The organism is Micromonospora endophytica (genome assembly GCF_003236305.1).
In the GTDB taxonomy this organism is placed as follows: domain Bacteria; phylum Actinomycetota; class Actinomycetes; order Mycobacteriales; family Micromonosporaceae; genus Micromonospora; species Micromonospora endophytica.
Genome location: NZ_POTX01000164.1, coordinates 1 through 14,007 on the forward strand (window position 1 = coordinate 1; position 14,007 = coordinate 14,007).

The 14,007-nt window shown below is 71.7% G+C and carries 10 protein-coding genes; 5 read left to right on the plus strand and 5 right to left on the minus strand.

The genetic code is table 11. From position 1 onward, the window contains the following. Positions 1–785 precede the first annotated feature (785 nt). Positions 786–1,121, minus strand: coding sequence for an SCO4848 family membrane protein (locus tag C1I93_RS21040; RefSeq protein ID WP_223256765.1), 336 nt, complete (start codon positions 1,119–1,121; stop codon positions 786–788). A 24-nt stretch (positions 1,122–1,145) separates the two neighbouring features. Between C1I93_RS21040 and mycP (C1I93_RS21045) the strand changes: the two genes are divergently transcribed. Continuing rightward, positions 1,146–2,432 carry a type VII secretion-associated serine protease mycosin gene (gene mycP, locus C1I93_RS21045; RefSeq protein ID WP_111245021.1) on the plus strand — a complete coding sequence of 429 codons (1,287 nt, stop codon included), beginning with the start codon at positions 1,146–1,148 and terminating at the stop codon, positions 2,430–2,432. A gap of 187 nt (positions 2,433–2,619) precedes the next feature. Here the strand turns inward: mycP (C1I93_RS21045) and C1I93_RS21050 are convergent, their stop codons facing one another. From C1I93_RS21050 to eccD, 4 genes are all read right to left on the minus strand, one after another. Beyond that, a complete protein-coding gene (locus C1I93_RS21050) occupies positions 2,620–2,907 on the minus strand; it encodes a WXG100 family type VII secretion target (protein WP_111245022.1) in 288 nt (95 codons plus the stop codon). 16 nt (positions 2,908–2,923) lie between these two features. Beyond that, the gene (locus tag C1I93_RS21055; protein ID WP_111245023.1) at positions 2,924–3,253 is read right to left on the minus strand and encodes a WXG100 family type VII secretion target; all 330 of its coding nucleotides are present in this window, start codon (positions 3,251–3,253) and stop codon (positions 2,924–2,926) included. Between the two features lie 197 nt (positions 3,254–3,450). After that, positions 3,451–4,878: a type VII secretion protein EccB gene (gene eccB, locus C1I93_RS21060; protein WP_111245024.1), complete on the minus strand. Its 1,428-nt coding sequence runs from the start codon at positions 4,876–4,878 to the stop codon at positions 3,451–3,453. A gap of 14 nt (positions 4,879–4,892) precedes the next feature. Then, complete coding sequence (gene eccD / locus C1I93_RS21065) at positions 4,893–6,281, minus strand: type VII secretion integral membrane protein EccD (RefSeq protein WP_111245025.1); 1,389 nt, start codon at positions 6,279–6,281, stop codon at positions 4,893–4,895. Between the two features lie 170 nt (positions 6,282–6,451). On the opposite strand from eccD, the gene eccCa reads away from it, so the two are divergent. The 4 genes from eccCa to mycP (C1I93_RS21085) all read left to right on the plus strand — a co-directional run. After that, positions 6,452–10,417 (plus strand): type VII secretion protein EccCa, encoded by a 3,966-nt coding sequence (eccCa, locus tag C1I93_RS21070; protein ID WP_111245026.1) that lies wholly within the window; start codon positions 6,452–6,454, stop codon positions 10,415–10,417. A 132-nt stretch (positions 10,418–10,549) separates the two neighbouring features. After that, positions 10,550–10,978 (plus strand): hypothetical protein, encoded by a 429-nt coding sequence (locus tag C1I93_RS21075; protein WP_111245027.1) that lies wholly within the window; start codon positions 10,550–10,552, stop codon positions 10,976–10,978. Continuing rightward, positions 10,975–12,696, plus strand: a complete 1,722-nt coding sequence (locus C1I93_RS21080) for a WXG100 family type VII secretion target (RefSeq protein WP_111245028.1) — start codon at positions 10,975–10,977, stop codon at positions 12,694–12,696. Before C1I93_RS21075 ends, C1I93_RS21080 begins: the two co-directional genes overlap by 4 nt. A gap of 96 nt (positions 12,697–12,792) precedes the next feature. Then, the coding region (gene mycP, locus C1I93_RS21085) for a type VII secretion-associated serine protease mycosin (protein ID WP_111245029.1) at positions 12,793–14,007 on the plus strand (1,215 nt) is incomplete at its 3' end.

A 14,007-nucleotide genomic window follows, 5' to 3' on the forward strand; every position in this document is an offset into this window, starting at 1 on the left:
GCCAGCGTTCGTCCTGAGCCAGGATCAAACTCTCCAACAAAAACCTGTTGAACAATCCATCCCGACAACAAACAAAATGTTGCCAAAGGAATCCCAAACCAGCCAGATCCGAAGACCCAACCAGCACGGGGCAATAAATCAATTGGCACTGGCTTATCAAGCACCCTGTTGAGTTCTCAAAGAACAACCACACACCATCAGAACACCCACACCAAGCAGGCACCCATCCGGGGCTTCATGTCCCACACCCGCCACTCTCGCGCCGGGCACTTTTACTACGTTACCTCACCTTCTGGCCCGTGTCAAACCGTGTGTCCCGGTCCGTCACGCTTCAGGCGGTTCGGCACCCGCGACCAGGCACAGCGGAGATCCGCTTCACCAGATCGTCGGATTTGGCAGGCCGGCCGCTGCGGTCTCCCGCGAGCTCGCCCGGTTCCCTGCCGGTCGTGAACCTTACCCGGTCGGCTCCGCCTCACCAAATCCGCCTCGCGGCGAATCCGGGGCACCGCCCGTACCGGCTCGGACCGGGGAGAACCCGGCCGACCCGGAGGTCACTTCCCGCGCTCCGGCCTCCGGGGCTTTCGCCCCGTTCGTCCGTTCCGCGCTGGCAGAGAGAAAGTTACGCGGCCACCGGTTTGATCGTCAAATCCGTGGGTAGCGGCGCCCGTCACAGCAGCGCACCGTCACCACCACAGCCACTCCCGGTCACCCAGGTCCCATTGATCCCCAGGCGCCCCGACAGCCCCGACCCCGACCACAACAGCTCCCCGTTTCGGTGGCGGGGGTCAGCGCTTACCGCGTCGGGAGGCTCGCCAGGCGCGGACGCCGAGCAGACCGACTGTGGTGCCGATGGCCAGGGACGCCGCGATGAGCAGCGCGTGCACCCAGAGGAAGCCGGTCGCCGGCCAGTCACCGACCGTGCCACTGGCCCAGGAGCGCGGGTCGTTCCAGATGGCCACGGCGAACCGGGGCCAGATCACCCAGGTCCAGACGCCGACGCCGACGAGGAAGACAGCCCAGCCACGCGACAACACCATGGTGGCCGAGTATGCCAGCGGCCTCGGCACCACGGCCGGAAGCACCTCGGGCGGTGGCCGGTTCTCGTTAGGATGCACCGGCACCGTTCGAGGCGGAGGTGGAGACGTATGGTCCGCGACCGTCCGCTGACGGCGCTCGCGCTGGTGGCTGCGGTGCTGACCGGCGCGCTGGTGACGCCCGCGCCGCCGGCGGTCCACGCCGCACCCGGGTACTGCCAGAGTCCGAGCGACCCCGGTGAGGTGAACACCGAGACGCCCTGGCACCAACGGTGGCTCGCGCCGCAGCGGGTGTGGCCGTTCAGCACCGGTGCGGGGGTGCGGGTCGCCGTCATCGACTCCGGCACGGACGGCAGCCACCCCCAGCTCACCGGACGGGTCACCACCGGCTTCGACCCGCTGCACGGGACGTTCCGCGGGGATGTCGACTGCGTGTCCCACGGCACCGCCGTCGCCAGCATCATCGCCGCCCGCCAGCGGAACGGCGTCGGCTTCCACGGCCTGGCGCCGGACGCCACGATCGTGCCCATCCGGGTCAGCGAGCGCATCGCCGGGGAGGTCGACGGTGAGGAGGTCTCCGCCACGGTCTTCGCGCAGGCGATCCGGCAGGCGGTCGACGACGGCGCCGACGTGATCAACCTGTCGGTGACGCTCTACCGCCAGGACCCCGAGGTGGAAGCCGCCGTCCGGTACGCCGTGGAGCGGGACGTCGTGCTGGTCGCCGCCGTCGGCAACCAGCACCGGGAAGAGGGGCCCGACCCGGTGCCGTACCCGGCCGCGTACGACGGGGTGATCGGGGTGGGAGCCGTCGACGCCACCGGTACGAGGATCGCGAAGTCGCAGGTCGGGCCGTACGTGGACATCGTCGCGCCGGGTGGCGCGGTGGTGGCCGCCACCCACGTCAGCGGTCACGCCGTGTACGAGGGCACCAGCTTCGCCACACCGATGGTGAGCGCGACCGCCGCGCTGATCCGTTCGGCGGAACCCCGGTTGTCGGCGAAGGAGGTCACCCGACGGCTGCTGGCCACCGCCGACCCGGTTCCGGGAAACGCCGACCAGGGCTACGGCCGAGGGGTGGTCAACCCGTACCGGGCGGTCACCGAACGGCTGACCAGCGCGGCACCGGTGGCCCAGCCGCCGCTGCCCGAGGTGCGGTACGACGCGGCCGCCCAGGAGCGCGCCGACCGCTGGGCGTGGTTCGGCCGGGTGGCGCTCTGGATCGGCCTGGCCCTGGCGGTCCTGGCGGCCGGTGTGGCGGCGCTTGCGGCGCTGCTGCCCCGTGGCCGGCGGACGCGCTGGCGGCCCACCCGACCGTCGGCGCCACCGCCCGCCGGCTCCGAGATCGACGAGCCGGAGGAGATCTTCTTCCAGGTGCCCACCTCGATGACCCGGGACTGACGCCGATGACCCGGGACTGACGTCGATGAGTCGGGACTGACGCCGATGAGTCGGGACTGGCGTCGATGACCGGGGACTGACGTCGGCTGGGCCGGGGACCAGCCACCGTGACCGGCTGGTCCAGGGCAAGAAACGACGAATGGCCCGGCGGGTGCGCCGGGCCATCGCTCTGTCAGGTCGAAGCGGGTCAGCCGCCGAACTTCGCGCGGTTGGCCGCCTCGCGGGCCTGCATCGCGGCGGCCGAATCGCGCAGCGCCCGCTCGATCCGGCCGAGCAGATCCCGCAGGTCGTTGGCGGCCGACTCCCACTCGGTCTGCCGCTGGAAATACGCCTCGCGGGCGTCACCGTCCCAGGTGGCGAGCATCGGGGCGATGCCGGACTTGAGGCCCTCCAGCTCGCTGTTCATGCCCCGGACCGCGCCGCCGCAGTTGTCCGCCGCCGCGTTCAGGGCGGCGAAGTTGTACTTGAGCTCCATTACGATCTTCCCCCCGTCAGAGCTTCAGCGCCGCGGTGATCTGGCCGGCAGTCGCACCCGCGTGCTGCATCTCGGACCGGATCTCGTCGTCGCTGACGTCGTAGTCCTTACCGGCCGAGCCGACGGCCTCGGCGATCGCGCGCAGCGCGACGTTCAGCCGGGCCATGTCACCGTCGAACCGCTCACGGACCTGCTGGAAGGAACCCGCACCCGCACCCTTCCACTGGTCGTACAGCGGCGCGAGCTGGTCCATCAGGCGGTTCAGGTTGCCGGTGAGCCGGTCGGCGACGGCATCGACGTCACCTTCGGTCTTCAGCATCAAGCCGGTGTCGGTCTGCATCGACATGGCGGAACACCCCCGTTCTCGTTCATTCGCTCGGCATCGCCGGAGCGGCATGTCAATCGGCGCTCACACCTGAGTCGACGCTCACGCCGCGCGTTCGTACGCACGGTATCGGGTCGTGCCCAGGCTCGCTAGCCCGCAAGCTGGTCGACGGCTCCATAGTGGCTGGTCGGCTGGCCGGTGCCGCCGCCGGCCAGTGGTCACTCCGGGTCGAGTGCGAGTTTCGCGGCGGTCGGGTCGAGGGCCGGGCCGGCGGGCAACCGGACCACCAGGCTGGCGGGCAACCGCACCGGCTGCACACCCCCGTAGCCCAGCATCCCCGACACCTCCTCGGTGGCCAGCGGGTAGCGGTAACCCAGGTCGGTCACCAGGTTGAGGGTGCCGGCCTCCTGGTCGGGTGAGGAGACGGCGGTGACCAGCACGCCGTGACCGGGTTCGATGACCACCCGGTCGGCCAGCGGCACGCCGTCCCGGGTCTGCTCCCGGGTGCGTACCGGTTCGCGTACCGGTTGGACCTGGGCGTCGAACAGCACCGTCGGTTCGTCCTGGCCGGGCTGGTAGGCGGCGCAGATCGCCGGCTGGTCACCGGCGAGGCGGGCGATCTCGGGTCGCTGCTCCGGTGCGCGGTGCCGGCCCTGACCCGGTGGCGCTGCCTTCGGTGCGGCAGCGGCGGCACCGGCGGCCAGCTCGATCGGGGCCGGCCGGCCGCCGTCCGGGTACGCGGCCTGGGTGGCGTCGTCGGCCAGCAGCAGGTCCGCCTGCACCGGGGTGATCGGCACCAGTCGTTCCCGCTCAGCGAGGTAGTACTGGCGGCTGCCGTTCTGGCTCTCCACCACGAAGACCTGACCGACCCGGGCGTCCGGCAGCGCCGACGAGAACGTTCCCCGGTCGGCGACCTGGCGGGGGGCGATCGGCTCACCGGCGGGCAGCGCGTTCAACCACGCGCCGCCGACCTCGACCACCGGTTCGGCGCTCATGGTGAGCCCCTCCAGCACGATCTTCTCGTTGCGGATCTCGTACCTGTGGTCCCGCCAGATCAGGTGGGTCCGCTTGGTCTTGCGGTCGCGGACCAGCAGCGCGGTGTCGCCCGGCTCCCGCCCGCCGACGGGCGCGCGACCCACGGTGAGCACCGTGGTGACGACGGTGCCACCGGCGGCGTCGCGGGCCGGTTGGGTGCAGAGCGTCCACGGCCCGGCCAGGATCCGGCCCCGGGCCGGCAACGCGTCCGGCGCGTCCGGGATGCCGATGCGGGGTCCGCGCGGGGTGCCGACGAGCGAGTTGCGCGAGACCGAGACCGTCGGCGCGGCCGATCCGAGCGCCAGCAGGGCGGAGGCGTAGTTGACCACCGGGTGCAGACGTCCCTCCCGGTAGAGGTACCGGGTGCCGGTCTCCTTCTCCAGGATGACGGCTGGGTTGTCCTTCCACTTCGTGGCCCCGCCGGGACGCAGCAGGCCGTACACCCCGACCGCAGCGAGGCAGAGCACGGCCACCATGACGCTGGCGAAACCCGCGCCACCGAGCCGGCGGAACGGCGCCGACGCCGGATCGGGTTCGCGGGCCACCAGCGCGGAGGTCATCCGCTGGAGGAAGAACTGGTACGACTGGACCTGGTCGCGCCGGGACGGCATGGCAGTCTCCCCCGTCAGCCGTTGATCGCGCGCATGAACGCGTACAGGCCGAGCACGCTGCACGCCACCGGGACCACGGCGAGTTGGAGCAGGATGTCGCAGATGTCGCCGAGCCGGGCCAGCCGGGGTGACGGGGCGCGGCGGCTGTAGGCGAGCCCGGCGGCGGCTGAGATGCCGGCACCGACCAGCGCCAGCGGCAGCACCGCCAGCACCCGCGCCGCGGTCGACGCGTCGGCCGCTCCGACCAGCGGCAGCAGGGCCAGTCCGAGCAGGCCGACGGCGAGCATCGGCACCCGGTGCCGGACGGTCGGCACCAGCCGGGCCCGGAGCAGGTAGCCCAGGGAGATCACCCCGGCGAGCAGCAGCGCGGAGAGGCTGCCGGTGGCGGTGAGGACGAGCAGACAGCCGATGGTGACCAGGAACGCCCCGAAGATCATGCCGGTGAGCACCTCGTCGGCGCGGGCGGTGGCCTGGTAGACCACTTCGCGCCGGGGTTGCGGCTCGTCGCGTACCAGGTCCTCGGGGGTGCGGGGCAGCGCGGGCATCGGCATCTTCCCGAGCCGTACGGAGAGCAGCGGCATCGCGGGCAGCAGCAGCGCGACCGCGCTGACCACGACGGCGCTGCCCTGGGCCGCGTCCATGGAGCCGAGGGCGAGCAGCCCACCCACCATGCCCCAGAACCCGACGAAGACGGCGGCCACGAAGACCCGTGTCGCGTCACCGACGCCGAGCAGGCCGAGCAGGCCGGAGAGGAGCAGCACCGCCGAACCGAGCAGCACGTGCGGCGCGCCGAGCGTCCAGACCGACTCGCCGGTGCCGATCACCAGCACGCCACCGACGAAGGCGTAGGGCAGGCCGGCGGCGGCGACCACCGCGCCGGCAAGGGAGTCGGCCATCGCCCGGGACAACACGATGCCGCAGATCAGCAGCAGCCCGGCGGTGCCGAGGGCGATCGCGCCGCCGAGCCAGCCGGGCTGGTCGGAGGTGACGATCACGACCAGTCCGAGCAGCAACAGCACGCCGGCCACGATCAGGCCGGTGAGCCGGGTCGCGAACGGGGACCAGGCCACGCCGCGCCGCCGGGCGCCGTCGGCGACAGCCTCCATCAGATCGTCGTACGCCAGCTCGGGCCATTCGGTGCGGCGGGGCACCAGGTGCAGGGTCTCGCCGTCGCGGACGTTCTGGGCGGAGAGCGTACGGGTCAGGTCGACCGGGCTGCCGTCGCCACGACGCAGCATCCAGCCGCCGTGCGCGGTGCCGTCCGACGGTGCCTCGTCGGCCTGGCGCAGCACGGCGGGGAGCAGCCCGACGATCGGCAGATGCTCGGGCAGGGCGAGATCCAGCCGCCGGTTGGGGGCGATGACGGCGATGCGCGCGAGTCCGGTTCCGGCCTGGGTGACCACTGACGACCCCTCGGTACGAGGAGCGGGCCGAGCGGCCCGCGGCTGTCCTGACGCGCACAGGCTACCTACCATGTGCCGGTGACGCGGGTGCCGGTTGTTCGCGGCGACCGAGCGTACGGGGGTGCCGGACGTGTGCTGCACGTCCATTTGAGGCAACGGAGGTCTGTCACGTGAGCACGGTGGTCGTGAAGCGACCTGCCCGGCAGCCGGAGCCGGAGTACCCCTCCGGCGAGGTGCTGCTGGACGCGCCGCCCGAGGTGCCACCACCGGTCGGCAAGGCGTGGGGGCAGATGTTGATGCTGCTGCCGATGCTCGCCGGTTCCTTCGCGATGGCGTTGATGTTCGCCGGCCGGGGCGGGTCGACGCTCGGGTACGTCACCGGTGGCCTGTTCGGACTCTCCGCCCTCGGCATGCTCGGCTCCCAGTTGGCGAACAACTCCGGTGGCCCCGGCAAGCAGGAGATGTTGCAGCGCCGCCGCGAATACATGACCCACCTGTCCCGGCAGCGACGCCGGGTGCTCAAGACGGTCCGCCGGCAGCGGGAGGCCGCTTTCTACCGGCACCCGGATCCGGACACCCTCTGGTCGTTGCCGCTGGGTCCGCGGTTGTGGGAGCGGCGTCGGGGTGACGTGGACTTCGGCACCGTCCGGATCGGGCTCGGGCCGCAGGAGCTGGCCACGCCGCTGGTGCCGCCGCCGGCCACCACGCTGGAGAAGCTGGAGCCGATGTGCGCGTTGGCGTTGCGCCGGTTCCTCACCACCTACGGCGAGGTGCCGGACCTGCCGGTGACGATGGCGTTGAACGGGTTCGCCCGGGTGCACCTGCGCGGCGACGTCGACGCCGCCCGGGGCATGGTCCGGGCGGTGCTCGCCCAGGCCACCGCCTTCCACGCGCCGGACGACATGCTCGTCGCGGTCTGCGTCTCACCGGATCGGCGGGCGCACTGGGAGTGGACGAAGTGGCTGCCGCACGCCCTGCACCCGTCGCGTACCGACGCGTTGGGTCAACTGCGGCTGGTGGCGCCCTCGGTGAGCGGGCTGGAGGCGATGCTCGACGACGTGCTGGCCAGCCGGCCCCGGTTCAACGCCAGCGGGGGCGCGCTGCACGTGGGCGGGCCGCACGTGCTCGTGGTGATCGACGGCGGCGACACCGCTGGTTCGGACCACCTGATGACCGAGGGCGGCGTGGAGGGCGTCACGCTGCTCGACCTCTCCACCCCGCCGCCGCGCCTGCTCGACCGGGCCCGGCTGGTGCTGGACGTGACGGCCGACCACCAGCTGCACAGCACCACTGTGGACGGCCAGGCGGAGATCGGTCGGGCCGACGACTGCCGGCTGCCGGAGATCGAGGCGCTGGCCATGCAGCTGGCCCCGCTGCGGCTGTCGGCCGCCTCCCGGGGCAGCAGCGGTGACACTCCGCTCACCACCGAACTGGGTCTGGTCGAGCTGCTCGACCTCGGTGACCCGTACGAGTTCGACGTGGACCGGGCCTGGCAGCCGCGACCGAACCGGGACAAACTGCGGGTGCCGATCGGGGTGGGTGCCGACGGCGCGCCGGTGGAGCTGGACCTGAAGGAGTCGGCGCAGGACGGTATGGGCCCACACGGGCTGCTCATCGGCGCCACCGGTTCCGGCAAGTCGGAGCTGCTGCGGACGTTGGTGTTGGCACTGGCGGCGACGCACTCCTCGGAGAGCCTCAACTTCGTCCTGGTCGACTTCAAGGGTGGTGCCACCTTCACCCGGCTGGACGGGTTGCCGCACACCAGCGCCGTGATCACCAACCTGGCCGACGAGCTGCCGCTGGTCGACCGGATGACCGACGCCATCAACGGTGAGCTGGTGCGCCGGCAGGAGCTGCTGCGGTCGGCGGGCAACTACGCCTCGCAGCGCGACTACGAGAAGGCACGGGCGGCGGGTGCGCCGCTGGCGCCGCTGCCGAGCCTGCTGATCATCTGCGACGAGTTCTCCGAACTGCTCACCGCCAAGCCCGACTTCATCGACATGTTCGTGCAGATCGGTCGGGTCGGCCGGTCGCTCGGCGTACACCTGCTGCTGGCCTCGCAGCGGTTGGAGGAGGGGCGGCTGCGCGGGCTGGACACCCACCTGTCGTACCGGATCGGTCTGCGTACCTTCTCGGCGATGGAGTCGCGGGTGGTGCTGGGCGCCACCGACGCGTACGAGCTGCCCCGCTCGCCGGGCCACGGCTACCTGCGTTTCGGCACCGAGCCGCTGGTGCGGTTCAAGGCGGCGTACGTCTCCGGCGCCTACCGCAGCACGGCCGCGGCAGCGGTCGCGGCCGGTGGCGGCGAGGATCAGGTACGCGAGTACAGCACCGCCTACGTGGCTCCGCCGGTGACCCGTACGCCGCAGGAGGAGGAGCCGCCGGAGCCCACCGACGGGGTCGGCGAGAGCGTGCTGGACATCCTGGTCGGGCGGCTCGTCGGCCGGGGCAAGCCGGCTCACCAGGTGTGGCTTCCGCCGCTGGCCGAGCCGCCGACGCTGGATCAGTTGCTGCCACCGCTCACCACCGACCAGGCGCGGGGGATCACCGTGGCGCACGCCGGTCTGCTGGGCGAGTTGCAGGTGGCGGTCGGCATCGTGGACAAGCCGTACGAGCAGCGCCGGGACGTGCTCTGGTTCGACCTGGCCGGCGCGGCGGGACACGCGGTGATCGTGGGCGGTCCGCAGAGCGGCAAGAGCACCCTGCTGCGTACGGTGGTCACCTCGCTGGCGCTCACCCACACCCCGCGCGAGGTGCAGGTGTACTGCCTCGACCTGGGCAGCAGCGCGCTGTCGTCGCTGCGTGACCTGCCGCATGTCGGCTCGGTGGCGACCCGGCTCGACGCCGGTCTGGTCCGGCGCACCATCGCCGAGCTGCAACTGCTGATGGGTGAGCGGGAGCGGCGGTTCGCCGAGCGTGGGGTGGACTCGATGGCCGCGTACCGGCGGGCCCGCCGGCACGGCCAGCACGACGACGACCCGTTCGGTGACGTCGTCCTGGTCATCGACGGGTGGGCGACGCTGCGGGCGGAGTTCGAGGATCTCGAACCGACGATCAACGACATCGCCAACCGGGGGCTCTCCTTCGGCATCCACCTGGTCGTCACGGCGGGCCGCTGGATGGACCTGCGCCCGGCCGTCCGGGACGTCTTCGGCACCCGGCTGGAGCTGTGGCTGGCCGACCCCAGCGACTCCAACCTGGACCGCAAAGCGGCGATGAACGTGCCGGAAAAGTCACCGGGTCGGGGCATCACCCCGGACGGGCAGCAGTTCCTGGCGGCGCTGCCCCGGGCCGACAGCGCGCAGGAGGCCGAGAGCCTGCCCGAGGGCGCCCGGCGGCTGGTCACCGAGCTGGCCGCCGCCTGGCAGGGGCCGGGTGCGCCGCCGATCCGGCTGCTGCCGCCGGTGGTGCCGTACGGCAGTCTGCCGAACACCGGGCGACCCGGCGTGCCGATCGGCATCGCCGAGGTCGACCTCCAGCCGGTCCACCTGGATTTCGCCGCCGACCCGCACTTCATCCTCTTCGGCGACGGCGAGTCGGGAAAGAGCACCTTCCTGCGGTCGCTGGCGCAGACGATCGTCGACCGGCACGACCTGACCGAGGCCCGGGTGGTGCTCGTCGACTACCGGCGCAGCCTGCTCGGCGACATCACCACGCCGCACCTGATCGGGTACGGCTCGACCGCGCAGGTCACCGAGAGCATCGTCGCCGAGGTGGCGGCGGTGATGCGCGACCGGCTGCCCCCGCCCGACATCGACGCGGAGCGGTTGCGGGCCCGGGACTGGTGGAAGGGCCCCGACCTGTACGTGCTGGTCGACGACTACGACCTGGTGGCCGGCGCGGGCAGCAACCCGCTGACCCCGCTGTTGGAGTTCCTGCCCCAGGCCCGGGACATCGGCCTGCACCTGATCATCGCCCGCCGCACCGGTGGGGCGAGCCGGGCGCTCTACGAGCCGGTGCTGATGCGGCTGCGCGAGATCAGCACACCGGGCATCGTGATGTCCGGTAACCGGGACGAAGGCGTACTGCTCGGCACGGTACGGCCCGGGCCGCTGCCCCCCGGGCGTGGCTGGTTGGTGGCGCGACGTGGTGGCACCCGTCTGGTGCAGTTGGTGCACCTGCCGCAGCGCTCCTGACCCGGGGGTTCGGGGTTGCCTGATCAGGCGCTCTTCGGCCAGAGTGGACCTGCGACGCGCGGTTGAATGGCTCCGCTTGACGGGGCTCAGGGCAGCCGCGCCAGCACCATGTGATCGGACGGGGGAGGGATCATGGGCGATGACTGGCTCGTCAATGAAGAGATCAAAGTAGATATCCAGCGACTGAAGGATTTCGCGGAGGCGGTCCGTAAGGAACTGGAAAGCAACTTCCAGCCCAGCTACGAGAACGGCCTTCGCCCGATGCTCGCCGAGCGGGCACCGTTCGGTGACGGCGGGCTGAAGGAAGCCGCGTTCTTTGGGGAGCGCCACGAGGACAGCCGGATGGCGGTCATGCAGCTGATGGCCGACGTGATGCGCGGCCTGGCCTCGCTGAGCGGTGCCGCGCGAGCGATCTCGGCGGAGTACGCCGACGGTGACGCCATGGTCAAGGCCACCCACGACGACGTCTTCAACGCCTTCACCGACGTCGACGGCCAGCAGACCCTCGACGGCACCTGGCAGCACAGTGGCGGCGGCTCGGGAAGTCAGGACCGGGCATGAGCGACGACTACTACGGCTGGCAGCCGATAAACATCCCCAGCTACGGGGGCTACTCGGACGATTACGCCGCGGACCGGGGCGCCCAGTACCAGCCGTACGAGCCGACCGCGTGGGACGCGGTCGACATCGAGCGGATGCGCGACTTCGTCCGCAAGGAGGACGACGGGAGCACCGCGTCGCTGGCGGAGACGTGGTCCCGGGCGGCCGACCTGCTCTCCGTTACCCGGGAGAACCTGCGGCAGCATGCTGACGCGCTGAACGCCAGGTGGGACTCACCGGCGGGCCGGTTCTTCATGTCGAAGGTGGGTGCCGCGCTGCATTCGCTCGACGAGTGGCAGCGGGTCGCCTCCGACAACGCCAGCGGCCTGACCCAGCTGGCTGACAAGATCTCCAAGGCTCGCGACGACATGCAGGAGCTGTGGCGTCAGTACGAGACCGAGCAGCAGCGGCAGCAGCGGATCCACGACGAGGACAAAGCCAAGATCACTTTCAGTGATCTCTTCGGCGACAAGCACAAGACGCCGGAGGAGGTCCGACAGGACTTCCACAAGCGCGCCAAGGACATCGCCAAGCCGTTGGCGGACTTCTACATCGACGTCTACATCACGAAGATCTCGCGCGGCGGGAAATACAAGGGCCCGACAACGGAGCCGGAGTCCTTTGACGACAGCTCGGTGCCACCGAGCCGGCCGGACGGGTCCGTACGCCCGCCGAGCCGGTCGGACGTGTCCGGACCGAACCACCCGGACCTGCCGAACCGCCCGGACCTGCCGGATTCGTCCAACCCGCCGGAGGTGATCAATCGGCCGCCCGACGGGGTCACCGTGCTGCCGCCCCGGGAGGTGCCGGACGGTCCCGGCCTCGCCGGCACCGCGCCACCGATCGCACCACCCGCTCCGGTGCCGACGCCACCGTCACCCGTCCCGCCGAGCCCACCCGTGGCACCCGGTCCGCCGCCGGTGGTGGGGCTGCCCGGTGTCCGGCCGATCAACCCGGGTCCAGGTCCAGGCCCGGGACCGAGGCCGGTCCTGACCCGGCCGCCCCTGCCCGGGCCGGGGCCGACGCCGCCGGTCACGCGCCCGCCGCTGAACCGCGCCACCCTGCCCGGAGTCGGCGGCCCGCCAGTCACCGGCCAGCGCGGCCCGATCCCGAACAACGCGACCCTGCCGGGCAACACCGGCACCGGCCGGCCGATGGACGGACGTCTTCGGCCAAGCACGGTGAACTCGCCGACCACCCCGCCGCCGTCGAACCCGCGCCTGCCAGGTGCCACCGCCGGCTCCGGCCAGCGCGGTGGCCCTGCCGGCCCCGGCCAGCGCGGCGCTCCTGCCGGGCGGCCGGCGACTCCACCGCCCAGCCTCGGTGGCCCGCGCGGCACCGCCCCCGCGGCGTCGCCCAAGCCGAGTTCGCCACTCACCGGCAAGCCGCCGGCACCGGCGGCCAGCCCCACCGGCGGCACGCGACCCGCCTTGGACGGCCGTGCCGGCGTCGCCCGCCCGGCACCGGCTACCGGTCCGGCACCGTCGCTCGGCGGGCGCACCGCACCGACCACGCCGACCCCGAACCGGGCCGGTGCCCGCAAGGGAAAGCCGGAAACCTGGGAGTACGGCGACGGAGACGACGAGTTGTGGCACACCGAGGCGTCAGCGGTCGGCGTCGTCGAGGCACCGGCCGAACACCGTCCCCGTGAGCAGGGCAGGTCACTCGGTCAGAGCTGATCCGGACGGGCCCGGCCACCTCACGCGGGGTGTCCGGCCCGTACCATGCGGTGACCGTCCAACCCGGTCGCCAGTTGCAGAGGAAGGCAGACGGGCATGCGTGTCCTGACCCGGCCGGTGGCGGCCCTGGCCCTCACCACCGTCAGCGTCCTGACGGCGATGAGCCTCACCGCCACACCCGCCTCGGCGGACTCCATCCGGGACGACTCGTGGCACCTCAAAGCCCTTGATCTGGCCGAGGTGCACAAGACCAGCCAGGGTGAGGGCGTGGTGGTGGCGGTGGTCGACAGCGGCGTGAACGCTGATCACCCGGACCTGAGGGGCAACGTGCTGCCCGGCATCGACTTCGCGGTCGAGGAGAACAAGGGCCGCGTCGACCGGGAGGATGGCGGCGGCCACGGCACCGGCGTGGCCTCGCTCATCGCCGGGCACGGGCACGGGCCCGGCAACCGGGACGGGGTGCTCGGGGTCGCGCCGAAAGCCAAGATCCTGCCGGTGACCGTGCGGAACCAGAAAGGCACACTGAATTCGTTGAGCTTGATGGCCGCCGGGGTCAACTGGGCGATCGACAACGGTGCCGACGTCATAAACGTCTCGATATCCGGCAGCTTCAGTCACGAGCTGAACCGCGCGGTGGAGCGCGCGTACGAGCAGGGCATCATCGTGGTGGGCGCGGTCGGCAACCGCAAGGAAGGCAGCATCGGCCACCCGGCCCGGCACGACAACGCCATCGCCGTCAACGGCACCGACCGCAAGGGTGTCATCAGCGACGTGGCCGCGTTGCCGGCGGTCGAGGTCGACATCACCGCACCCGGTGAGGACATCCTGGTGGCGGGCCGCAACGGCGACTACCGCATCGCGACCGGCAACAGCGCCTCCGCCGCCCTGGTCTCCGGCGCGCTGGCCCTGATCAAGGCGAAGTACCCGGACCTGAACGCGGAGCAGTTGTTTCAACGGCTGCTGGAGACCACCCAGGACAAGGGCGATCCGGGCCACGACGACTACTACGGCTGGGGCGCACTCGACATTGGGCAGGCGCTCACCGGCGAACCGGACGGTCGTACCGCCCCCACCGCGAGTGCCGCGCCGGAGCCCACCGAACGCCAGTCGTGGCAGGAACCGCGTGACCGCGATGACGGAATGCTGCTCTTCGTCTGGGCCGGCATCATCGCGCTGTTGGTGCTCCTGGTCGGTGCCATCGTCCTGCTGCTGCGCGCCCGGTCCCGCCGAGCCCGCCTCGCCACCGGCAACCCGCCGCTGCCCGTCGGCTCACCCACCGGACATGCCGTAACCCCGCAACCCCTTCCGACC

What these genes read in the sequence shown, in the direction of transcription:
- mycP (WP_111245021.1), top strand. Translation starts at nt 1,146, where the DNA reads ATGGTCCGCGACCGTCCGCTGACGGCGCTCGCGCTGGTGGCTGCGGTG.
- C1I93_RS21050 (WP_111245022.1), bottom strand. Translation starts at nt 2,907, where the DNA reads ATGGAGCTCAAGTACAACTTCGCCGCCCTGAACGCGGCGGCGGACAAC.
- C1I93_RS21055 (WP_111245023.1), bottom strand. Translation starts at nt 3,253, where the DNA reads ATGTCGATGCAGACCGACACCGGCTTGATGCTGAAGACCGAAGGTGAC.
- eccB (WP_111245024.1), bottom strand. Translation starts at nt 4,878, where the DNA reads ATGCCGTCCCGGCGCGACCAGGTCCAGTCGTACCAGTTCTTCCTCCAG.
- C1I93_RS21075 (WP_111245027.1), top strand. Translation starts at nt 10,550, where the DNA reads ATGGGCGATGACTGGCTCGTCAATGAAGAGATCAAAGTAGATATCCAG.
- C1I93_RS21080 (WP_111245028.1), top strand. Translation starts at nt 10,975, where the DNA reads ATGAGCGACGACTACTACGGCTGGCAGCCGATAAACATCCCCAGCTAC.